22 protein-coding genes are annotated in these 22,758 nt (G+C 58.7%); 13 read left to right on the plus strand and 9 right to left on the minus strand.

Translation table 11 applies throughout. The annotated features are described in order from the left end of the window. The first annotated feature begins 15 nt into the window (after positions 1-15). Positions 16-636: a LysE family translocator gene (locus AC6I7J_RS08805; RefSeq protein WP_058757506.1), complete on the plus strand. Its 621-nt coding sequence runs from the start codon at positions 16-18 to the stop codon at positions 634-636. 3 nt (positions 637-639) lie between these two features. Here the strand turns inward: AC6I7J_RS08805 and cmoB are convergent, their stop codons facing one another. The 3 genes from cmoB to AC6I7J_RS08820 all read right to left on the minus strand — a co-directional run bounded on the left by cmoB (position 640) and on the right by AC6I7J_RS08820 (position 3,233). Further along, positions 640-1,608: a tRNA 5-methoxyuridine(34)/uridine 5-oxyacetic acid(34) synthase CmoB gene (gene cmoB / locus AC6I7J_RS08810; RefSeq protein WP_021509962.1), complete on the minus strand. Its 969-nt coding sequence runs from the start codon at positions 1,606-1,608 to the stop codon at positions 640-642. After that, positions 1,605-2,333, minus strand: a complete 729-nt coding sequence (gene cmoA, locus AC6I7J_RS08815) for a carboxy-S-adenosyl-L-methionine synthase CmoA (RefSeq protein ID WP_021509963.1) — start codon at positions 2,331-2,333, stop codon at positions 1,605-1,607. Before cmoA ends, cmoB begins: the two co-directional genes overlap by 4 nt. 78 nt (positions 2,334-2,411) lie before the next feature. Next, the gene (locus AC6I7J_RS08820; protein WP_058757508.1) at positions 2,412-3,233 is read right to left on the minus strand and encodes a DUF72 domain-containing protein; all 822 of its coding nucleotides are present in this window, start codon (positions 3,231-3,233) and stop codon (positions 2,412-2,414) included. 230 nt (positions 3,234-3,463) lie between these two features. Here AC6I7J_RS08820 and aspS point away from each other — a divergent pair, with 230 nt between their 5' ends. From aspS to ruvB, 6 genes are all read left to right on the plus strand, one after another. Beyond that, positions 3,464-5,245, plus strand: coding sequence for an aspartate--tRNA ligase (gene aspS, locus AC6I7J_RS08825; protein WP_059009762.1), 1,782 nt, complete (start codon positions 3,464-3,466; stop codon positions 5,243-5,245). Next, positions 5,245-5,676 carry a dihydroneopterin triphosphate diphosphatase gene (gene nudB, locus AC6I7J_RS08830; protein ID WP_058771222.1) on the plus strand — a complete coding sequence of 144 codons (432 nt, stop codon included), beginning with the start codon at positions 5,245-5,247 and terminating at the stop codon, positions 5,674-5,676. Before aspS ends, nudB begins: the two co-directional genes overlap by 1 nt. Before the next feature lie 241 nt (positions 5,677-5,917). Beyond that, entirely contained in the window at positions 5,918-6,661 is a 744-nt protein-coding gene (locus tag AC6I7J_RS08835) for a YebC/PmpR family DNA-binding transcriptional regulator (RefSeq protein ID WP_021509967.1), read from the plus strand. A 37-nt stretch (positions 6,662-6,698) separates the two neighbouring features. Next, a complete protein-coding gene (gene ruvC, locus AC6I7J_RS08840) occupies positions 6,699-7,226 on the plus strand; it encodes a crossover junction endodeoxyribonuclease RuvC (RefSeq protein ID WP_021509968.1) in 528 nt (175 codons plus the stop codon). Positions 7,227-7,380: 154 nt separating this feature from the next. Further along, positions 7,381-7,995: a Holliday junction branch migration protein RuvA gene (gene ruvA / locus AC6I7J_RS08845; RefSeq protein ID WP_021509969.1), complete on the plus strand. Its 615-nt coding sequence runs from the start codon at positions 7,381-7,383 to the stop codon at positions 7,993-7,995. An 8-nt stretch (positions 7,996-8,003) separates the two neighbouring features. Continuing rightward, positions 8,004-9,008: a Holliday junction branch migration DNA helicase RuvB gene (ruvB, locus tag AC6I7J_RS08850; RefSeq protein ID WP_498007172.1), complete on the plus strand. Its 1,005-nt coding sequence runs from the start codon at positions 8,004-8,006 to the stop codon at positions 9,006-9,008. Positions 9,009-9,014: 6 nt separating this feature from the next. On the opposite strand, the gene znuB is transcribed toward ruvB, so the two are convergent. Together znuB and znuC are read right to left on the minus strand one after the other, a co-directional pair. Next, positions 9,015-9,800, minus strand: coding sequence for a zinc ABC transporter permease subunit ZnuB (gene znuB, locus AC6I7J_RS08855; protein ID WP_127834164.1), 786 nt, complete (start codon positions 9,798-9,800; stop codon positions 9,015-9,017). After that, positions 9,797-10,552, minus strand: coding sequence for a zinc ABC transporter ATP-binding protein ZnuC (gene znuC, locus AC6I7J_RS08860; RefSeq protein WP_031280192.1), 756 nt, complete (start codon positions 10,550-10,552; stop codon positions 9,797-9,799). The genes znuB and znuC overlap by 4 nt, the downstream gene beginning before the upstream one ends. Positions 10,553-10,629: 77 nt before the next feature. On the opposite strand from znuC, the gene znuA reads away from it, so the two are divergent. From znuA to lpxM, 3 genes are all read left to right on the plus strand, one after another. Further along, positions 10,630-11,601, plus strand: coding sequence for a zinc ABC transporter substrate-binding protein ZnuA (znuA, locus tag AC6I7J_RS08865; protein ID WP_058771223.1), 972 nt, complete (start codon positions 10,630-10,632; stop codon positions 11,599-11,601). Between the two features lie 14 nt (positions 11,602-11,615). Beyond that, positions 11,616-12,944, plus strand: a complete 1,329-nt coding sequence (gene mepM / locus AC6I7J_RS08870; RefSeq protein ID WP_031280193.1) for a murein DD-endopeptidase MepM — start codon at positions 11,616-11,618, stop codon at positions 12,942-12,944. 127 nt (positions 12,945-13,071) lie between these two features. Then, the gene (gene lpxM, locus AC6I7J_RS08875; protein WP_498007173.1) at positions 13,072-14,046 is read left to right on the plus strand and encodes a lauroyl-Kdo(2)-lipid IV(A) myristoyltransferase; all 975 of its coding nucleotides are present in this window, start codon (positions 13,072-13,074) and stop codon (positions 14,044-14,046) included. Between the two features lie 44 nt (positions 14,047-14,090). Here the strand turns inward: lpxM and AC6I7J_RS08880 are convergent, their stop codons facing one another. The 3 genes from AC6I7J_RS08880 to AC6I7J_RS08890 form a co-directional block, all read right to left on the minus strand. Continuing rightward, positions 14,091-15,326: an MFS transporter gene (locus AC6I7J_RS08880; protein ID WP_127834161.1), complete on the minus strand. Its 1,236-nt coding sequence runs from the start codon at positions 15,324-15,326 to the stop codon at positions 14,091-14,093. A gap of 92 nt (positions 15,327-15,418) precedes the next feature. Next, positions 15,419-16,861 (minus strand): pyruvate kinase, encoded by a 1,443-nt coding sequence (gene pyk / locus AC6I7J_RS08885; protein WP_021509977.1) that lies wholly within the window; start codon positions 16,859-16,861, stop codon positions 15,419-15,421. Positions 16,862-16,968: 107 nt separating this feature from the next. Continuing rightward, entirely contained in the window at positions 16,969-17,838 is an 870-nt protein-coding gene (locus AC6I7J_RS08890) for a MurR/RpiR family transcriptional regulator (protein WP_498007174.1), read from the minus strand. Between the two features lie 374 nt (positions 17,839-18,212). On the opposite strand from AC6I7J_RS08890, the gene zwf reads away from it, so the two are divergent. After that, entirely contained in the window at positions 18,213-19,688 is a 1,476-nt protein-coding gene (gene zwf, locus AC6I7J_RS08895) for a glucose-6-phosphate dehydrogenase (RefSeq protein ID WP_021509979.1), read from the plus strand. Positions 19,689-19,966: 278 nt separating this feature from the next. Then, positions 19,967-20,614 carry a bifunctional 4-hydroxy-2-oxoglutarate aldolase/2-dehydro-3-deoxy-phosphogluconate aldolase gene (locus tag AC6I7J_RS08900; RefSeq protein WP_058771226.1) on the plus strand — a complete coding sequence of 216 codons (648 nt, stop codon included), beginning with the start codon at positions 19,967-19,969 and terminating at the stop codon, positions 20,612-20,614. An 85-nt stretch (positions 20,615-20,699) separates the two neighbouring features. Here AC6I7J_RS08900 and purT read toward each other — a convergent pair whose 3' ends face one another. Then, on the minus strand, positions 20,700-21,878 hold the full coding sequence (gene purT, locus AC6I7J_RS08905) for a formate-dependent phosphoribosylglycinamide formyltransferase (protein ID WP_031280195.1): 1,179 nt from the start codon (positions 21,876-21,878) through the stop codon (positions 20,700-20,702). Between the two features lie 161 nt (positions 21,879-22,039). Here purT and AC6I7J_RS08910 point away from each other — a divergent pair, with 161 nt between their 5' ends. Beyond that, the gene (locus tag AC6I7J_RS08910; RefSeq protein ID WP_152390758.1) at positions 22,040-22,681 is read left to right on the plus strand and encodes a tellurite resistance TerB family protein; all 642 of its coding nucleotides are present in this window, start codon (positions 22,040-22,042) and stop codon (positions 22,679-22,681) included. Positions 22,682-22,758: the final 77 nt, after the last annotated feature.

Consider the following 22,758-nt stretch of genomic DNA (forward strand, 5'->3'; position numbering starts at 1 on the left):
ACCCGGGAGCCCATCATGACACTGATTATTTCATTCCTTTTCGCCATTACCTTGCTTACGCTGACGCCCGGCTTCGATACCGCGCTGGTGCTGCGTTCGGCGGCTGCGCAGGGCTGGCAGCGTGCCTCGGCGACGGCATTGGGCGTTACGCTCGGCTGTCTGGTGTGGGGCGTGGCGGTCGGGCTGGGCTTAGGCGCGCTGCTGCTGGCTTCGGAAATGGCTTATAACCTGCTGAAAGGCATCGGTGCCGTGTACCTGCTGTATCTCGGCGTCAGACTGCTGCTTAACCCGCGCAGCACGGTGGCCAGCGGGCAGGAGGGGCAAAAGCGGGAAGAGCGCTATCTGACCTGCTTTGCGCGTGGCCTGACCGGTAACCTGCTCAATCCCAAAGTCGGGGTCTTTTACGTCACTTTCCTGCCGCAGTTTATCCCGGCCGGCGGATCGGTGGCGCTGTGGTGCACGCTGATGGCGCTCACCCACATGGTGATTGGCTTAGTGTGGAACGCGGTATTGATTAGCGGCAGCCAGTACTTTGCCGGTCATCTGCGCCGTCCGGCAGTGTTAAAAGTGATGGATCGCCTGACCGGCTGCGTGTTTATTGGTTTCGCCGCGAAGCTGGCGCTGTCGCGGCGTTAAGCGTTACGGTTTGCGCGCCACCAGCACGGCACGCAGCGGGGCGGGATAGCCTTCAATCGTTTTGCTGCTGTCGTGCGGATCGAGGAACTCCGCCAGCGATTCGCTGGTCATCCAGTCGGTGCGACGCTGCTCTTCCACCGAGGTGATGGCGTAATCGGCGATGCGCACATCAACAAAACCGCACTTCTCCAGCCAGTTTTTCAGCGCCGCGGCAGACGGAATGAAGTAAACGTTGCGCATCTGCGCATAGCGTTCACCCGGCACCAGCACCGCGTTTTCATCGCCTTCAATCACCAGTGTTTCCAGTACCAGTTCGCCGTCGCTGACCAGCTGATTTTTCAGCTGCAGCAGATGGTCGAGCGGCGAACGTCGGTGATAGAGCACGCCCATGGAGAACACGGTATCGAACGCCTGCAGCGCCGGTAGCTGTTCAATGCCCAGCGGCAGCAGATGCGCACGGCGATCGTCACCCAGCAGCTTACGTACCGCTTCGAACTGGCACAGGAATAGCTGCATCGGATCGATACCGACCACCAGCTGCGCGCCGGCACCAATCATGCGCCACATGTGATAACCGCTGCCGCAGCCTACATCCAGCACGGTTCGACCGGCCAGCGAAGAGATATGCGGCAACACGCGGTCCCACTTCCAGTCGGAGCGCCATTCTGTGTCGATGTCGCAGCCGTAGAGCGAAAACGGCCCTTTGCGCCACGGCATCAGGTTACGCAGCAGCTTTTCGATGCCGGCGCGCTGGCGATCGGTTAACGCGTCATGCTGCGCGCTGACGCTGTGCAGCAGATCGAGCTGCTGCGGCACCAGCAGCGGCAGATTGTCGACCGACTTCTCCCAGTTGCGAAAATGTCCGTGCAGGTTTTCACGCTGCCAGGCGGCGACCTGCGCCGGCAACACTTCCAGCCAGCTGGCGAGCGGGCCGGTGGCGATTTGCTGATAAAAACGGCCAAAATCAATCATTTCAACGCCACCAGTGAGCCAAAGTTAAAGCACTGGAACCACAATTCGGCATGGGCAAAGCCGGCGCTTTTCAGGCGGGCCTTATGCGTTTCCACGCTGTCCGTCAGCATCACGTTCTCCAGCATGCTGCGCTTCTGGCTGATCTCCAGCTCGCTGTAGCCGTTGGCGCGCTTAAAGTCGTGGTGCATGTTGAACAGCAGTTCGCCGACGTCGGCATCCTCAAAGCTGAACTTTTCCGACAGCACCAGCGCACCGCCCGGATTGAGGCCGGCGGCGATTTTCTGCAGTAGCGTCAGGCGCGCGTCCGGCTCAAGGAACTGCAGGGTAAAGTTGAGCACTACCAGTGAGGCGTTTTCGATGTGGACATCGCGGATATCCGCTTCCAGCACCTGCACCGGCGTAGCGGCGCGGAAGGCGTCGATGTGACGGCGGCAGCGTTCCACCATCGCCGGCGAATTATCGACGGCAATAATCTGGCAACCCGGTGCCTGAATATTGCGGCGCACCGCCAGCGTGGCCGCGCCCAGCGAGCAGCCGAGATCGTAAACCTGGCTGTTGGGCTGCACAAAGCGTTCTGCCAGCATGCCAATCATCGAAATGATGTTGGAGTAACCCGGCACCGAGCGCTGAATCATATCGGGAAAGACTTCAGCCACGCGCTCGTCAAAGGTCCAGTCGCCCAGTTTATCGATGGGCGCGGAGAATAGCGTATCGCGGTCAGACATAATGAATTATCCGGAGAGAAAACGGAAAGGGCGCTATTCTGGCAGAAACTGCCGCAGGCTGCACCCGTTTCCCTGCGTTTAGAACAGGCTGGATTGCTGTGGCCAGGCGGGGAGCGGGCGCAGCGTCGGCTCCAGCTGTTGCAGCTGCGGCCACAGCGCCTGCAGCAGCGGAAACACCGCGCCCATATCCGGCGTGTGGATGAACAGCAGCGGGTCGCTGTCGTGCTGCCAGTCCGCCAGTTTTTGCTGCCAGACATCAAACAGCGGCAGGCTCTCCTCCACGCTGTCGCTGCCGATAAAGCGCACCATCGGCTGACCGGCAGTGCGCACCGCGTGCGTCGGCACGCGCGGCTTTTGCGCGCGCGCATGCACGGCGGCCGGGCTGAGCGAGGCAGAGGCGTGCACCGGACGGCTGTCGAGAATCACCCGATTAACCCCGCGCTGATGCAGGCCGCGATTCAGCGCGCGCTCGGCCTCGCCTTTGGCAAAAAAGGCCGCATGGCGCACTTCAACGCCATAGTGAAAGCTGCGCGGCAGGCGATCGAGAAACGCCCATAAATCTGTCAGCTGCGCCGGTGAAAAGGCGGCGGGTAGCTGCAGCCAGTACTGACCGATGCGCTGGCTGAGCGGATCCAGCAGGCGCAGAAATTCATTCACCAGCTCATCGCAGTTCTTCAGCGCCGCTTTGTGGCTGATGGTGTCAGGAAATTTAAAGCAGAAGCGAAAGGCGTCGTCAGTCATGTCATACCAGCGCTGCACTACTTCGGGTTTGGGCAGCGCGTAAAGCGTGGTGTTGCCTTCGACGCAGCCGAACAGCCGGGCGTAATCCGCCAGGGTTTCGATACCCAATACTTTCCAGTTGGCGTGCTGCCATTGTGGTAATCCAATACGAAGTGTCAAAACTGCTCCTGCCTGCTGTGGCGCGGAAAATGCGCCGTACGTTACCTGGTTTTGCCACGGGCAGGAACCGATCGCGCGGCAAACGCTGACGATTTGTCCGCTTTGCGCGGGATCTGCTTATCCTGCCTGCCATTTTCCATTATAATAGCCGCCTTTTTTGCGGCAGCATCTCAGAAGGTTACGCGGCCTGATGCTGTCTGGCAGCAGCGGCGAAGTTAAAAGGATACGTTATGCGTACAGAATATTGCGGACAGCTCAATCTGTCTCATGTGGGTCAGCAAGTTACTCTCTGCGGCTGGGTCAATCGCCGTCGCGATCTCGGCAGCCTGATTTTTATCGATATGCGTGACCGCGAAGGCATCGCGCAGGTGTTTTTCGATGCCGATCATCAGCAGGCTTTCCAGCTGGCGTCTGAACTGCGTAATGAATTCTGTATCCAGATCACCGGTACTGTGCGTGCGCGTGAAGAGAAAAACCGCAACAGCGACATGGCAACCGGTGACATCGAAGTGTTCGCCCATGAGCTGAACATCATTAACCGCGCAGAACCGCTGCCGCTGGATTCTAACCAGACCAACAGCGAAGAAGCGCGTCTGACGTATCGCTACCTCGACCTGCGTCGTCCGGAAATGGCGCAGCGTCTGAAAACCCGTGCCAGAATTACCAGCTTCGTGCGCCGCTTTATGGACGGTGAAGGCTTCCTCGACATCGAAACCCCGATGCTGACCAAAGCCACGCCGGAAGGCGCGCGTGACTACCTGGTGCCGAGCCGGGTGCACAAAGGTAAATTCTACGCGCTGCCGCAGTCACCGCAGCTGTTTAAACAGCTGCTGATGATGTCTGGTTTTGACCGCTACTATCAGATCGTCAAATGCTTCCGTGACGAAGACCTGCGTGCAGACCGTCAGCCGGAGTTCACCCAGATCGACGTGGAAACCTCGTTCATGAGCGCTGAGCAGGTGCGCAGCGTGATGGAGCGGATGATCCGTGAACTGTGGCTGGACATTAAAGGCGTCGACCTCGGTGACTTCCCGCAGATGACCTTCGCCGAAGCGATGAACCGCTATGGTTCCGATAAGCCAGACCTGCGTAACCCGATGGAGCTGGTGGACGTTGCGGACCTGCTTAAAAGCGTTGAATTCCAGGTGTTCGCCGGCCCGGCAAACGACCCGAAAGGGCGCGTTGCGGCGCTGCGCGTGCCGGGCGGTGCCGCGCTGACGCGTAAGCAAATCGACGAATACGGCAGCTTTGTCGGCATTTACGGTGCCAAAGGTCTGGCGTGGATGAAGATCAATGCGCGCGCAAGCGGTTTCGACGGCGTGCAGAGCCCGGTGGCCAAATTCCTGACGCCAGAGATCGTTGAAGCTATTCTGCAGCGTACCGACGCGCAGGACGGCGACCTGATCTTCTTCGGCGCCGATCGTGCCAAAGTGGTGGCGGATGCGCTGGGTGCACTGCGCCTGAAAGTGGGCCGTGACCTGCAAATCACCAATGATAAAGCCTGGGCCCCGCTGTGGGTGGTTGACTTCCCGATGTTCGAAGAGGACGACGAGGGCGGCCTGGCGGCGATGCACCATCCGTTCACCTCGCCAAAAGCGCTGACGGCGGAACAGCTGGCGGCCGATCCGACGCAGGCGGTGGCTAACGCCTACGATATGGTGATCAACGGTTATGAAGTGGGCGGCGGTTCGGTGCGTATCCACAGCGGTAATATGCAGCAGACGGTGTTTAGCATTCTGGGCATCAGCGAAGAAGAGCAGCGTGAGAAGTTTGGCTTCCTGCTGGATGCGCTGAAGTTCGGTACCCCGCCGCACGCAGGTCTGGCATTCGGTCTTGACCGTCTGACCATGCTGCTGACCGGCACCGACAATATCCGCGATGTGATTGCGTTCCCGAAAACCACCGCGGCGGCCTGTCTGATGACTGAAGCGCCAAGCGAAGCCAATCCGGCGGCGCTAGCGGATCTCGGTATCCAGATCGCGCCGAAGAAAGTCACTCCAGAGACGAAATAATGGGCTATAAACACCCGGTATCGGTGCTGGTGGTGATTTTTGCGCAAGATACCGGCCGGGTGTTAATGCTGCAGCGGCGCGATGATCCCAGCTTCTGGCAGTCGGTTACCGGCAGCCTGGAGCCGGGCGAAACGCCGGCGCAAACAGCGCAGCGCGAAGTGGCTGAAGAGTTGGCGATTGATATCGCCGCAGAGGGGCTGGTGCTGGAAGATTGCCACAAACAGATTGAGTTTGAGATCTTTCCGCACTACCGCCATCGCTATGCGCCGGGCATCACGCATAACCGGGAACACTGGTTCCGGCTGGCGCTGCCCGCCGAACGCCAGCCACTGCTGAGCGAGCACCTCGCCGCCCAGTGGCTGACACCGGCCGCCGCCGCCGCACTAACCCGCTCGTGGAGTAATCGTCAGGCAATCGACGAATTTATCTGAATGCCCGCCACCGCGCGTTTTTCCGGTGGTTTTATCGTTAAATTACAGACATACGGTGTAAGTCGAAAGATTTGCACCGCTAAAATAGAACAGTCAGGCGTCATCGGCGCAGCAAGGTTGTTCACCGCCAGCGCACAGCAACCGGAGCGTACATGAGTACGTGAGGATTGCGCGCACTGCCGGGGAACAAGATTGCCAGCAAGATAGCCTGCACCCTGTTAAAGATCGGAGAATATGTAAGATGGCTGGACATAGTAAATGGGCGAATACGAAGCACCGCAAAGCGGCTCAGGACGCCAAGCGCGGTAAAATCTTCACCAAAATCATTCGCGAGCTGGTGACAGCGGCCAAGCTGGGCGGTGGCGATGCCGGCTCCAACCCGCGTCTGCGCGCAGCGATGGACAAAGCCCTGTCCAACAACATGACGCGTGACACCATGAACCGTGCTATCGCGCGCGGCGTCGGCGGTGAAGATGACAGCAACATGGAAACCATCATCTATGAAGGTTACGGTCCGGGCGGCTCTGCGGTCATGGTGGAGTGTCTGAGTGATAACCGTAACCGTACCGTGGGCGAAGTGCGTCACGCCTTCAGCAAAACCGGTGGCAACCTCGGCACCGACGGTTCGGTCTCTTACCTGTTCAGCAAGAAGGGTGTGATCTCCTTCGCGCCAGGCCAGGACGAAGATGCCGTGATGGAAGCGGCGCTGGAAGCCGGTGCAGAAGACGTCGTGAGCTATGACGATGGCGCGATTGACGTCTTTACCGCGTGGGAAGAGCTGGGCAGCGTGCGCGATGCACTGGAAGCCACCGGCCTGAAAGCCGACAGCGCCGAAGTGTCGATGATTCCATCCACCAAAGCGGAACTGGATGCCGAGACGGCACCTAAACTGCTGCGTCTGATCGACATGCTGGAAGATTGTGATGATGTGCAGGAAGTTTACCACAACGGTGAAATTTCTGATGAGGTAGCGGAAACGCTGTAATGGCGTTACGCAAACCCTCGCACTACGGAGACGCGCTATGGCGATAATACTCGGGATTGACCCCGGCTCGCGCGTCACCGGCTACGGTGTCATCCGCCAGACCGGCCGCCAGCTCAGCTATCTGGGCAGCGGCTGTATCCGCACTAACGTCACCGATCTGCCTTCCCGCCTCAAACTGATTTACGCTGGTGTCAGCGAAATCATCACCCAGTTCGCGCCGGATTACTTCGCCATTGAGCAGGTGTTTATGGCGAAGAACGCGGATTCGGCGCTCAAGCTGGGGCAGGCGCGTGGCGCGGCGATTGTCGCAGCAGTCAACCTTGATCTGCCGGTGTTTGAGTATGCGGCCCGTCAGGTGAAGCAGACGGTAACCGGCATCGGTAGCGCGGAAAAAAGCCAGGTGCAGCACATGGTGCGCACGCTGCTCAAACTGCCGGCCAATCCGCAGGCGGATGCCGCCGATGCGCTGGCCATCGCCATCACCCATTGCCACGTCAGCCAGAATGCGGCGCGCATGAGCGACAGCAAACTGGTGCTGACGCGCGGACGTTTGCGATCCGGTTAGCAAAAGCGTGGCCATTCAATAGGCTGGATATGCATCCAGCCTTTTTTATGATATACATAGCCGACATTTTACCTCCAGCAGGCGCGCGGTTGAGCGCGGTGTGGCAGGAGGCCGATGATTCAGACGCTTACACATACACTAAGGAATTGCTCAGGTGATTGGTCGTTTACGAGGCATTATTCTGGAAAAACAGCCGCCGCTGGTGCTGATTGAGGCGCACGGTGTGGGTTACGAAGTGCACCTGCCAATGACCTGCTTTTACGAGCTGCCGGACATCAACCAGGAAGCAATTATCTTCACCCAGTTTGTGGTGCGGGAAGATGCGCAGCTGCTGTTCGGGTTTAACAGTAAGCAGGAGCGGGCGCTGTTCCGTGAGCTGATCAAAGTCAACGGCGTCGGGCCCAAACTGGCGCTGGCGATTCTTTCCGGCATGTCAGCGCAGCAGTTTGTCACGGCGGTGGAGCGCGAAGAGATCGCCTCGCTGGTAAAGCTGCCGGGCGTGGGCAAGAAAACCGCTGAGCGTCTGGTGGTTGAGATGAAAGATCGCTTCAAAGGCATGCACGGCGACCTGTTTGGCGGCGACTCGGCGTTTACCCTGACCACGCCGTCGGCACAGCAGGATAACAACGACGCCGAGGCTGAAGCAGTTGCGGCGCTGGTAGCGCTGGGTTATAAACCGCAGGAAGCCAGCCGTATGGTCAGCAAGGTTGGCAAACCAGATGCGGATTGTGAAACCCTGATTCGCGAAGCCCTGCGCGCTGCTATTTGAGGTAATGCATGATTGAAGCCGACCGCCTGGTCTCGGGCAGTTCATTCACTGAGGAAGAGAGCCTCGACCGCGCGATTCGCCCCAAACTGCTGACGGAGTATGTCGGGCAGCCGCAGGTGCGAGAGCAGATGGAGATTTTCATCCAGGCCGCCAAACTGCGCGGCGATGCGCTGGACCACCTGCTGATCTTTGGTCCGCCCGGGCTGGGCAAAACCACGCTGGCCAATATCGTAGCTAATGAGATGGGCGTCAATCTGCGCACCACCTCCGGTCCTGTGCTGGAAAAGGCCGGTGACCTGGCGGCGATGCTCACCAACCTTGAACCGCACGACGTCTTGTTTATCGATGAAATTCATCGCCTGTCGCCGGTAGTGGAAGAGGTGCTGTATCCAGCGATGGAAGATTATCAGCTGGATATCATGATCGGTGACGGACCTGCAGCGCGCTCGATCAAACTGGATTTGCCGCCGTTCACCCTGATTGGCGCTACCACCCGCGCAGGCTCGCTCACCTCACCGCTGCGCGATCGCTTTGGGATTGTGCAGCGCCTGGAGTTCTACAATGTGCCGGATCTGCAGCACATCGTCGGACGCAGCGCCGCCTGCCTGGGGCTGACGCTGAGCGAAGAGGGCGCGCTGGAAGTGGCGCGCCGCGCGCGCGGTACGCCGCGTATCGCCAACCGCCTGCTGCGCCGTGTACGTGACTTCGCCGAAGTGCGCGCCAGCGGCAACATGAGTGGCGAAGTGACCGCCAGCGCGCTGGATATGCTCAATGTGGACAATCAGGGCTTCGACTATATGGACCGCAAGCTACTGCTGGCGATCATCGACAAGTTTATGGGCGGTCCGGTGGGGCTGGATAATCTGGCGGCGGCGATTGGTGAGGAGCGTGAAACCATTGAGGACGTTATCGAACCCTTCCTGATCCAGCAGGGCTTTATTCAGCGCACGCCGCGCGGCCGGATGGCCACGCAGCACGCCTATAAGCATTTCGGCATCAGCCGCGAAGAGTAACCGGCGTCACGCCGCCGGTTTTTTTGCCATGCTGATAATGAACAGTACCGCAGCACACAGCACCACCGACGGACCGGCCGGGGTGTCGTAGCTGGCAGAGAAGGTCAGGCCACCGGTGACGGCTATGATGCCGATAAGCACCGCAAAGCCGGCCATCTGTTCTGGCGAACGCGAGAAGCGTCGCGCCGTGGCGGCCGGAATGATCAGCAGTGAAGTAATGATCAGCGCGCCAACAAATTTCATCGCCACACCAATGGTCAGCGCGGTTACCAGCATCAGCATCAGGCGGGTACGCTGAATGTTTACGCCGTCCACCTGCGCCAGCTCCGGACTGATGGTCATCGACAGCAGCGAACGCCATTGCCACGCCATCACCACCAGCACGATTGCCACGCCGGCCGCCATCAGCGACAAATCGTCCGGGGTGATCGCCAGCAAATCGCCAAACAGATAGGCCATCAAATCAACGCGCACGCCCTGCATCAGACTGACCACCACCAGACCCAGCGACAGCGCGCTGTGCGCCATAATCCCTAACAGCGTATCGATCGCCAGATGCGGGCGTCGCTCCAGCCACACCAGCCCGAGCGCCAGACAGACAGTGACCAGAATCACCGCATAATAGGGGTTCACATTCAGCAGCAGACCAAACGCCACGCCAAGCAGAGAGGCGTGGGCGAGGGTATCGCCGAAATAGGACATGCGGCGCCAGACGACAAAAGAGCCGAGCGGACCGGCCGCCAGGGCCAGCAATACACCGCCCAGCCAGCCGGGTAATAACAGTTCAATCATGACGGGCCGTTTCCTTTGCGCAGAACAATGCGTCCCTGTAAATCGTGACGGTGATTATGGTGATGGCGGTAAATCGCCAGCTGCTGTGCGCCGCGCGGGCCAAACATGGCGATAAATTCCGGGTGCTGCGAGACGGCTTCCGGCGTGCCGGAACAGCAGATGTGATGGTTGAGGCACAGTACTTCGTCGGTCTTTGCCATCACCAGATGCAAGTCGTGCGACACCATCAGCACGCCGCAGTTGAGCTCGCGTCGCAGTTGATCGATCAAGTCGTAGAGCGCCACCTGGCCGTTCACATCCACGCCCTGCGTCGGTTCGTCCAGTACCAGCAGCTGCGGCTGGTTGAGCAGGGCGCGCGCCAGTAGCACGCGCTGCGTTTCGCCACCAGACAGTTTTTGCAGCGGTGACTGCAGCAGATGGCCGGCCTGCACCCGCTTCAGCGCCGGCAAAATATCATCACGGCGACTGCCGCGCGTCAGACGCATAAAGCGCTCAACGCTGATCGGCAGCGTCGGATCGATGTGCAGCTTTTGCGGCACATAGCCAATACGCAGCCCCGGCGCGCGGCGGACGCTGCCGCTGTCTGGCGCGAGCAGGCCGAGTACCGTGCGCACCAGCGTGGACTTGCCGGCTCCATTGGGACCCAGCAGGGTGAGAATTTTGCCCGGCTGCAGCGACAGGCTGATGCCTGCCAGCACCGCGCGCTGGCCAAACTTCACCGAAATGTTTTCGAGTGTAACAAGTGACGACATGATATTTACGGGTTGCATTGAATTTCGAATGTTATAATATCACATTCCATCACCTGGTCACGATGGAATGACGCATTATGTTACACAATAAAAAGCGCCTGGCTTTTACCCTTTCTGCGGCGGCGATCGGCCTCGCCACCACGTTTTCCGCGCAGTCTGCGGTGGTGGCTTCAATCAAGCCTCTCGGATTTATCGCAGCCGCCATTGCCGATGGCATTACGCCGGTTGAAGTATTGCTGCCGGACGGTGCCTCAGAGCACGATTATGCCTTACGGCCATCCGATGTAAAACGTATTAAAAACGCTGACTTAGTAGTATGGACCGGTCCGGAGATGGAAGCCTTTCTGACGAAGTCCGCCGGGGAGTTACCGGCCAGTAAAAACCTTGAAATTGCCGCCTTGCCTGGCGTAAAACCGCTATTGATTAGCGGTGGTGAAGATGAGGACGAACATGAGCACGGTCACGATCACGACCATGACTCAGACAATTCTGAGAACCAGGACCCGTCTCATACTCATCATCACCACGGCGAGTTTAATATGCACCTGTGGATGTCGCCGGAGATTGCGAAACAATCTGCTGTTGCAATCCACGGAAAATTATTGGAACTTATGCCGCAAAGCAAAGCCAAACTTGACGCCAACCTGCAGCAGTTTGAGGCACAATTGGCGGACACAGACAAACGGATTGGCGCACAACTCGCGCCGGTACGGAACAAGGGTTATTTCGTTTTTCACGACGCTTACAGCTACTTTGAGAAACATTACGGTTTATCACCATTAGGTCATTTTACCGTCAATCCTGAGATCCAGCCGGGCGCCCAGCGTTTACATCAAATACGAACACAGTTGGTTGAGCAGAAAGCAGTCTGCGTTTTTGCTGAACCACAATTCAGGCCGGCGGTCATCGATGCCGTGTCTCGCGGAACCAGCGTGCGTAAAGGCACCCTCGACCCGTTAGGCATGGGAATCAGCTTAACCAAAGACAGCTACGTGAAATTCCTCTCACAGCTGTCAAGCCAGTATGCGAGCTGCCTGAATGGAGCATAGAGGAATAGGTAAAAGTGCAGCAGATAGCCCGCTCTGTCGCCCTCGCATTTAATAATTTGCCGCGCCCCCACCGCGTTATGCTGGGGTCACTCACCGTTGTTACACTGGCCGTCGCTGTCTGGCGGCCTTACGTCTATCATCCCCGCGATGTTGCGCCCATCGTGAAAGACATCACGCTGGACAAAAACGAGCTGCGCACGCTGCTGCCGGAAGCCAGTGAACCGATCGATCAAACCACGGCGGAGCCGGAAGACGAGATCCCGTCGGATGACATCGACAAAGACGTGCCGGTCAATCCCGATCAGCATGATTACACCGTTTCCTCAGGCGATACGCTGAGCAGCGCGCTTAATCAGTACGGTATCGATCTCGGTGACATCAACGCGCTGGTCAGCAGCGACAAGAGTTTGCGTAATCTGCGCGTGGGACAGCAGCTGAGCTGGACGCTGGATGCCGATGGCGCGCTGCAGGACTTCACCTGGGAGATCGATCGGCGTGAAACCCGCACCTATGCGCGTCAGCCGAACGGCAGCTTTAAGATGCAGCAGGAGATGCAGAAGGGTGAATGGCAGAACAGCGTCCTGAAAGGCGAAGTGCGCGGCAGTTTCGCCGCCAGCGCCCAGCGCGCCGGCCTGACCAGCGCCGAAACCAGCAGCGTGATTAAAGCCATGCAGTGGCAGATGGATTTCCGCAAACTGCGCGCCGGCGATGACTTTAGCGTACTGATGTCGCGCGAGATGCTGGACGGTAAAAGTGCGCAGAGCCAGCTGCTCGGCGTGCGGCTGCGCACCGGCGGTAAAGATTACTACGCGTTCCGCGCGGAAGACGGCAAGTTCTACGACCGCAACGGCTCCGGTCTTGCGCGTGGCTTCATGCGCTTCCCGACGGTCAAGCAGTACCGTGTCTCGTCAAACTTCAATCCGCGCCGCCTGAATCCGGTGACCGGGCGCATCGCGCCGCACAAAGGCGTCGATTTTGCGCTGCCGATTGGTACGCCTGTGCTGGCTGTCGGCGATGGCGAAGTGGTGATCGCGAAAAACGGCGGAGCCGCCGGTAACTACGTCGCGATCCGTCACGGTCGCCAGTACATGACCCGCTACATGCATCTGAGCAAAGCGCTGGTGAAACCGGGACAGAAAGTGAAACGCGGCGATCGCATCGCGCTTTCCGGTAACACCGGTCGCTCCACCGGACCGCATCTGCATTATGAAGTGTGGATCAACAACCAGGCGGTCAACCCGCTGACGGCGAAGCTGCCGCGCATGGAAGGGCTGACTGGTAAAGATCGCAGCACCTATCTGGCGCAGGTGAAGAGTTATCTGCCACAGCTGACGCTGAAATAACGTTAATTTCCGGGCAAACGCGCAAAAACCGACGGATTCTTCGTCGGTTTTTTGCTATCTGGCCTGTGAAGATTGCAAAATTACCTGCCGTCACTATTATTGAGCCGTCATTGTCAGAGGCGAGTGCATGGAAACCCGAAAAAAAAATAACAGTGAGTTTATTCCCGTTTTTCAACGTTCTTTTTTAAAGCCGAAATACTGGGGCAGCTGGCTGGCGATTGGTGCGCTGGCCGGTATGGCGATGCTGCCGGCCAGGGTGCGCGATCCGGTGCTGGGCGGGCTGGGTAAGTTTGCCGGCAAGCTGGCGAAAAGTGCGCGCCGCCGTGCGCTGATCAATCTCTACTATTGCCTGCCGGAGCTCAGCGAAGCGCAGCGCGAAGAGATTGCTGATCGTATGTTTGCCACCGCGCCGCAGGCGATGGTGATGATGGCCGAGCTGGGGATGCGTAATCCTGAACGCGTGCGCCAGCGCGTTGAGTGGCACGGCCGCGAGATCATCACGGCGCTGCAGGAGAATCATGAGAACGTGATTTTCCTCGTGCCGCACGGCTGGGGCGTGGATATTCCGGCGATGCTGCTGGCCTCGGAAGGTCAGATGATGGCGGCGATGTTCCACAATCAAAGCGATCCGCTGATGGATTATATCTGGAACACTGTGCGTCGCCGTTTTGGCGGCCGCATGCACGCGCGCAACGACGGCATCAAACCGTTTATCGCCTCGGTGCGTCAGGGCTATTACGGCTACTATCTGCCGGACCAGGACCACGGTGCTGAGCACAGCGAGTTTGTCGATTTCTTTGCTACCTATAAAGCGACATTGCCGGCGGTCGGGCGTCTGATGAAAGTATGCCGTGCGCGCGTAGTGCCGCTGTTCCCGGTGTATAACAGCGCGACGCACAAGCTGGAGGTTTATGTGCGCCCGCCGATGGACGATTTGCTGGATGCCGATGACACCACGCTGGCGCGGCGCATGAACGAAGAGGTGGAAATCTTCGTGCGTCCGCATCCGGAGCAGTACACGTGGATTCTCAAACTGCTGAAGACGCGTAAAGAAGGGGATATTGAGCCTTACGCGCGAAAGGATTTGTACCCGCGTAAATAGCTAACGCGCGCTGAACCGTGCCGCCCGGCACGGTTCATCATCACTTATTCTACGCTCGTCAGGCGACTGCGCCGCTTGCGCTCGCGCAGGAACAGCGTCACCAGGCCAAACCACAACACGCCGGCGACGAAGTTGATCGCGCTGAACCACGGCGTACCGCCGCTGAAATAACCGCTTTTTGCCACTTCAATCCCTGCCGCCAGCGTCAGAATGCTGATCATCCCCAGCATCGCGGCGATGCTGCCTTTGCCTTCGCTGCTGGAATAGAGCGTCAGCCGGTACAGCCCGGCGTTGACCATCCCGGCACCAAACGCATACAGGCTAAGGCCGGCGGTGAGCAGCAGGTAACTGTGGCTGTTGAGCAGGTTCGCCACCAGCGCGATGCTCAGGCCGAGCAGAATCGGCCAGGCGGCAAATTTAACCGGTTGCTCGATGGCCACGCGTCCCGCCAGTTTGCCCAGCGTCAGGTTACCGGCGATCATCGCCAGAAACACCGGTAATTGCAGCAATGCATACTGCAGGCGGGATAAGCCCTCTTCATGCATCAGAATCACCGGCGACAGCGCCACCCAGGTAAGAATCGGGATGAACACCAGGCCGATAGCGAAGGAGCCGTACATCACCTGCTTATCGCGCGTCAGCCGTCCGTAGCCGCGCGCCAGGTTCGGTAACGCAATGGAGTGGCTGCGATCGCCGGCGGTTTCCGGCATGATGCGCCACAGCACCACAAACGCCAGCAGGCTGCAAACCGCAAACAGCCAGAACATGCTGCGCCATTCGCCCACCGTTAGCCAGGCGGCACCGGCCAGCGGACCCGCCAGCGGTGCCAGCAGCGCCACGTTAGCCATCAGCGCCATCATGCGCACAGCTAACGCCTCGTCAAACGCCTCCTGCACTGCGGCATAGCTTACTGCGCCAATGAAGCACAGGCTGATGCCCTGGATAAAGCGCAGCGTAACGAACTGCTCGATGTTGCTCACCCAGGTGGTGAGAACACAGGCGGCGGCAAAGAACAGAATGCCGAACAGCAACACTGGACGCCGGCCATATTTATCCGACAGCGGACCGAGCAGCCACTGCAGCACCACGCCGCCCATCAGATAGGCAGTGAGTGAGGTGGATACCCATTCCGGGCCGACGTTAAACTCGGCGGTGACCAGCAGCATGCCGGGCTGAATCATGTCATGGGCGATGTAGGTCGCGAACTCAAACAGCACCAGCGCGAGCGGAAACAGCAGCACGCGCCCGGTGAGTTGACTGATGGGTTGATAGCGGGCCATCTGGCCTCCTTGTCAGTGAAAAATAAAACGCGACTGCCAGGCAGTCGCGTTTGTCCATGTTGTTACAGCCGCTGTCAGAAGGTGCGTAAAACTCAGTCTACGCGCAGGACACGGCTGGTGTTGGTGGTGCCGGTGGTCGCCATAACGTCGCCCTGGGTGACAATCACCAGGTCGCCGGAGACGAGGAACCCTTTGTCGCGCAGCAGATTAACTGCATCGTGCGCGGCGGCGACACCATCGTTGTTGCTGTCAAAGAACACCGGCGTCACGCCACGGTACAGCGCGGTCAGGTTCAGGGTACGTTCATGACGTGACATTGCGAAGATCGGCAGACCGGAAGTGATACGCGACGTCATCAGTGCGGTACGGCCAGATTCGGTCATGGTAATGATGGCCGACACGCCCTGCAAATGGTTAGCGGCGTACATCGCCGACATGGCAATCGCTTCTTCGATATTGTCGAACTGCACGTCCAGGCGGTGTTTGGATACGTTCACGCTTGGAATTTTTTCCGCGCCGAGACAAACCTTCGCCATCGCCGACACGGTTTCCGCCGGATACTGACCGGCCGCCGTTTCCGCCGACAGCATCACCGCATCGGTGCCGTCCAGCACGGCGTTTGCCACATCCATCACTTCCGCGCGGGTCGGCATCGGATTGGTGATCATCGACTCCATCATCTGGGTAGCAGTAATGATGGTGCGGTTCAGCTGACGCGCACGCCGAATCAATGCTTTCTGAATGCCCACCAGCTCCGGATCGCCAATTTCCACGCCGAGATCGCCACGCGCCACCATCACCACGTCGGAGGCGAGGATGATGTCATCCATCGCTTCCTGCGTTGCCACCGCTTCGGCGCGTTCCACTTTTGCCACCAGTTTGGCGTCGCAGCCGGCATCGCGTGCCAGACGGCGTGCGTAGTTCATGTCTTCGCCGTTACGCGGGAACGAGACCGCCAGATAGTCGACGCCAATTTTCGCCGCGGTAATGATATCCAGCTTATCTTTTTCGGTCAGCGCTTCAGCCGACAGGCCGCCGCCGAGCTTGTTGATGCCTTTATTGTTGGAGAGCGGGCCGCCGACGGTCACTTCGGTGAAGACTTTCACCCCCTGAACTTCCAGCACCTTCAGCTGCACACGACCGTCGTCCAGCAGCAGGATATCGCCCGGCACCACATCTTCCGGCAGGCCTTTATAGTCGATACCGACTTTCTCTTTGTCGCCTTCGCCTTTGCTCAGGTTGGCATCCAGCAGAAAGCGGTCACCGACATTGAGGAAAACTTTGCCTTCTTTAAAGGTTGATACGCGAATTTTAGGGCCTTGCAGATCGCCAAGAATGGCGACGTGGCGACCGAGTTTGGCCGCAATCTGCCGCACTTTATCGGCGCGCAGTTGATGATCTTCCGGGGTGCCGTGGGAGAAATTGAGTCGCACAACGTTAGCGCCCGCCGCGATGATTTTTTCGAGGTTGTTGTCGCGATCGGTGGCGGGGCCGAGGGTTGTAACGATCTTGGTTCTTCTGAGACGTCTGGACATGAAGGACTCCGTTGACAAAGTATCGTGTCGATCACAAGTGACACGCAATGGTCACTCATTCTATATGATCGAGGGGCTGTGATTCGACTCACATTGTGAATGTGATGTTAATTATTTTGCTGTGCGCGTGATTCCGTCGCCGGCTTTTCGAGGCGCGACGCTTTCAGCGCCTCTTTTACCCGTTTGAGATTCTCGCGGAAAGCGGTACCGCGCTCCAGGGTAAAACCGGTTGCCAGCACGTCAACCACGGTGAGCTGCGCCAGGCGGGAAACCATCGGCAGATAGATGTCGGTATCTTCCGGTACATCCAGCGTCAGCGCCAGCGTGGCTTCCTCAGCCAGCGGCGATCCAGGCGAGGTGATAGCCAGCACGGTGGAAGCGTTTACACGCGCCAGGCGAGCCAGTTCTATCATATTTTTGGTGCGGCCAGTATGCGATATCAGAACAAACACGTCATTTGGTCCACTATTTATGCAACTCATGCGCTGGATCACAATATCCTCGGACCAGATGACCGGCAGATTAAAACGCAGAAATTTATTGGTGGCATCATGCGCCACCACCGCCGAGGCGCCAAGACCAAAGAAGGCTACTTTATGCGCCTGTGAGAATGCCTGCACCGCCTGAGCCACCACTTGCATATCCAGTTGCTGACGCACGCGGCTGAGTCCCGCCAGCGCGGAATCAAAAATCTTGTGGCTGTAGCGTTCTACGCTGTCATTTTCTTCGACATCGCGACTGACCCAGCTCGGTCCTTTGGCCAGACTCTGTGCCAGCTGCAGCTTGAAATCGGGAAAGCCGCGCGTGCCCATGCGGTGACAGAAGCGGTTCACCGTCGGTTCGCTGACCTGCGCCGCCTGTGCCAGCGTGGCAATGCTCGAGTGCATCGCCTGCTGCGGCGCGGCCAGAATCTGTTCTGCCACTTTGCGTTCTGATTTGCTCAGCGCGGCCAGCTGCGCCTGTATTTGATCCAGCATGTTGTTAACCCGATGACCATCAATCACTTTTTTTGCGTTCACCCGTGCGTGAAATCGCTGCCAATTATGCGGAATATACCGTGTAATAGCCTGACGTACGCAGCGGCGGACAAATGTAACCGCGCTTTTTTTGTCATACTTTGATCGCTGCCGGGTTTTCGCCCGACAAACATCGAAACAGAAAAAGGCGCGTTAGCGCACTTCGCAACACGTTAAATGCGACCCGGCGGTGCAGGATAATCACCTGTAACCGACCGCAGCCGGGTTGTCCTGGCGCGGTGAAAAAAGTACATTGTGCTGTAAGAAAATTACAATAAGGACCCGGCAGGATGAGGACGCTCAGGCCGGGTATATCCTGCAACGAGGAGAGGAAAATGGCGGTAACACAAACAGCCCAGGCATGCGATCTGGTGATTTTCGGTGCCAAAGGCGATCTTGCACGCCGGAAACTGTTGCCTTCACTGTATCAACTGGAAAAAGCCGGTCAGATTCACGATACCACGCGCATTATTGGCGTGGGTCGCGCGGAGTGGGACAAAGAGGCCTACACCAAAGTGGTGCGTGAAGCGCTGGAAACCTTCATGAAGGAGAAGATTGACGAAGCGCTGTGGGATAAACTCAGCGGCCGTCTCGACTTCTGCAACCTCGACGTTAACGACACCTCGCACTTCTCGAAACTGGGCAAGATGCTGGATCAGAAAAACCGCGTCACCATCAACTACTTTGCCATGCCGCCGAGCACCTTTGGCGCCATCTGTGAAGGCCTGGGCGCCGCTAAACTCAACGCCAAACCAGCGCGCGTGGTGATGGAGAAGCCGCTCGGCACCTCGCTGGAGACCTCGCAGGAGATCAACGACAGCGTCGGTAAATTCTTCGATGAAAGTCAGGTGTTCCGTATCGACCATTATCTTGGTAAAGAGACGGTGCTCAACCTGCTGGCGCTGCGTTTTGCCAACTCGATTTTCGTTAATAACTGGGACAACCGCACCATCGACCACGTGCAGATTACCGTGGCGGAAGAGGTGGGTATCGAAGGCCGCTGGGGTTACTTCGACAAAGCCGGCCAGATGCGTGACATGATCCAGAACCACCTGCTGCAGATCCTGACCATGATCGCCATGTCGCCGCCGTCCGATCTCAGTGCTGACGCGATTCGTGATGAGAAGGTGAAAGTGCTGCGCTCGCTGCGCCGCATCGACCAGACCAACGTGCGCGAGAAAACCGTACGCGGTCAGTACACTGCCGGTTTTGTGCAGGGCAAAAAAGTGCCGGGCTACCTGGAAGAAGAGGGTGCTAACAAGCAGAGCAGCACCGAAACCTTCGTCGCCATCCGCGTGGATATCGATAACTGGCGTTGGGCGGGCGTGCCTTTCTACCTGCGCACCGGTAAGCGTCTGCCGACCAAGTGCTCAGAAGTGGTGGTGTACTTCAAAAACCCGGAAATGAACCTGTTTAAGGACTCTTACGCCGAACTGCCGCAGAACAAGCTGACGATTCGTCTGCAGCCGGACGAGGGCGTGGATATTGAGATCCTCAACAAGGTGCCGGGTCTCGATCACAAGCACAAGCTGCAGACTACCAAGCTGGATCTGAGCTACTCCGAAACCTTCAATCAGTCGCATCTGGCGGATGCCTATGAGCGTCTGTTGCTGGAAACCATGCGCGGCATTCAGGCACTGTTTGTGCGCCGCGATGAGGTTGAAGCGGCGTGGACCTATGTCGATTCAATTATTGAAGCGTGGAATGCGGATGGCGACGCCTCCAAACCGTATCAGGCCGGCACCTGGGGCCCGGTCGCCTCGGTGGCGATGATCACCCGCGACGGCCGTTCGTGGAACGAGTTTGAATAACCGCTCCTGCATCGCTGACTGAGAAGTTCATGATAACGCCCCTGCGCTGCTCGCCAGGGGCGTTTTGTTTTCAGTCAGCAGGGTTTATCCTCGTCGCCATTAATGGCGACTCTGCAGACCGATGCGAAATGATGCGCACCAGGCAATCATTCAAAAATGAACCGCGGTTTCAAAAATTGATGATATCCAATAGACGTCCGTCCGGCCGATCTTGTATGGTAGGGCTCTCTTTCTGACAGCCGGACCGCGCGTTGGGCTGTCTCTCCTGAGGAAACGTAATGAAGAACTGGAAAACGAGTGCGGAACAGATTCTGACTACCGGCCCGGTTGTGCCGGTGATCGTCGTCAACAAGCTGGAACATGCGGTGCCGATGGCCAAAGCGCTGGTCGCAGGTGGCGTACGCGTGCTGGAAGTGACGCTGCGCACGCCGGTGGCGATGGATGCGCTGCGGGCAATGATCAAAGAAGTCCCGGAAGCGATTGTGGGTGCCGGCACGGTGATCAATACCCAGCAGCTGAAAGAAGTGACCGACGCCGGTGCGCAGTTTGTCATTAGCCCGGGGCTCACTGAGCCACTGCTCAAGGCGGCGGTGGAAGGCCCGGTGCCGCTGATTCCAGGCATCAGCACCGTGTCGGAACTGATGGTCGGCATGGATTATGGTTTGCGCGAGTTCAAGTTCTTCCCGGCAGAGGCTAACGGTGGCGTCAAAGCGCTGGCGGCGATTGGTGGTCCATTCCCGCAGGTGCGTTTCTGCCCGACCGGCGGTATTTCCCCGGCCAACTATCATGACTATCTGGCGCTGAAAAGCGTGCTGTGTATTGGCGGTTCGTGGCTGGTGCCAAACGATGCGCTGGAGAGCGGCGACTGGGATCGCATTACGCAGCTGGCGCGTGAGGCAGTGGCAGGTGCGGCTTCACCCCGCTGATCGCGAATAGCGCTGCCGCGTAACTGCAACGCGGCAGCGGTCAATTTTTGCGGGTGGTGATGGCGCTGCGTCACCACCCGGTCAATCAGCCCTGAACCTGCACGGCCGCGGCGCTGGCAATGGCGCGGGCCACGGCATCATCGGTGCTGTCACCGGTCGCCAGCGCGACACCCAGACGGCGCTGCCCGGCGATTTCCGGCTTACCAAACAGACGCAGCTGCAAACCGGCGCCAAGTGCGGCTTCCACATTCACAAACTGCACGTTGTGGCTATCGAGCTGTGGCAGGATCACCGCCGAAGCAGCCGGACCGTACTGGCGAATGCCGCCAATCGGCAGGCCGAGGAAGGCGCGCACGTGCAGCGCGAACTCAGAGAGATCCTGCGAAATCAGCGTCACCATACCGGTATCGTGCGGACGCGGAGAGACTTCGCTAAACACCACCTCGTCGCCGCACACAAACAGCTCCACGCCAAACAGGCCGTAACCGCCCAGCGCTTTCACCACGTTAGCGGCGATGTCCTGCGCGCGCTGCAGGGCCAGTTCGCTCATCTGCTGTGGCTGCCAGGATTCACGATAATCACCGTCTTCCTGACGATGGCCAATTGGCGCGCAGAAATGGATGCCGTCCACCGCGCTGATGGTCAGCAGGGTGATTTCAAAATCGAACTTCACGACGCCCTCGACAATCACCCGGCCCGCGCCCGCGCGTCCGCCTTGCTGCGCATAATCCCAGGCGTGATCCAGCTGGCTGGCTTCGCGAATGAAGCTCTGGCCTTTACCGGAGGAGCTCATTACCGGTTTCACGATGCAGGGAAAACCGATCTCGTGCGCGGCCGCGACGAAACGCGCTTTGCTATCCGCAAACTGATAGGTTGAGGTCGGTAACGCCAGCTCTTCTGCCGCCAGACGGCGAATGCCTTCGCGGTTCATGGTCAGACGCGCAGCACGGGCCGTCGGCACCACTTTTTGCCCCTGCGCTTCCAGCTCCAGCAGTTTTTCGGTGGCGATGGCTTCGATTTCCGGCACCACAAAGTGGGGCTGCTCCTGCGCAATCAGCGCCGCCAGTGCGTCACCGTCCAGCATGTTAATGACGTGGCTTCGATGCGCAACGTGCATCGCCGGGGCATCGGCATAGCGATCGACGGCGATCACTTCCACCCCGAGACGCTGACACTCCAGCGCCACCTCTTTGCCCAATTCACCTGAACCTAACAGCATGACACGCGTTGCGGCAGGACGCAGCGCGGTTCCGAGAGTCGTCATAATTTCACCTTAGCAGTCAAAATGCGCGCGCAGTATAAACGAAAACGTTTGCGTACTCACGCATTGCGCACGTCCGGCTTTGCCATACTTTGCCGGCTCTGACGTTAACTGACACAGCGTGCGGCAGCATAGTGAGCGGAAACTTAAACAGGAGTTAAACGATGAGTAACTGGCTGCAGCAAATTCAATCGGTTCTGGCAAAGAAGGGCGGTGATGGCAAAACAGGCGGCCTGAGCGATATGCTGGCACCCGGCGCGCTGGGTGGCCTGGCTGGTTTACTGGTTGCCAGCAAATCGTCGCGCAAGCTGTTAACCAAATACGGCGGCACCGCGCTGCTGGTCGGCGGCGGGGCGGCGGCAGGCGCGGTGCTGTGGAATAAATACAAGCAGCGCGTGCGGGAAACCCATCAGGATGAGCCTGCGTTTGGCCAGTTGCAGACGCCGCTCGATCAGCGCGCGGAGCGACTGGTGACCGCGCTGGTGTTTGCCGCGAAAAGCGACGGGCACATTGACGATCGCGAGCGCTCGGCCATCGAGCAGAATATCCATCAGGCCGGTTACGGGGCGCAGGCGGAAGCGCTGATTCAGCAGGCAATGAACCGTCCGCTCGATCCGCAGTGGCTGGCCGCCGACGTGAAAAACGAAGAGGAAGCGCTGGAGCTCTATTTCCTTAGCTGTGCGGCGATCGATGTCGATCATTTCATGGAGCGCAGTTACCTCTCCGCGCTCGGTGATGCGCTGAAAATCCCGCAGGACGTGCGCGACGGTATTCAGCGCGACATCGCGGCGGAAAAAGCGGCCTGAGTCATGCCAGAGGCGGCTGCGGCGGCCTTTGGTTACACTTCGCGTGCGCTTCTGGCTTGGCTTCCGCTGCCAGAAGT

It is taken from the genome of Type-C symbiont of Plautia stali, from assembly GCF_059730935.1.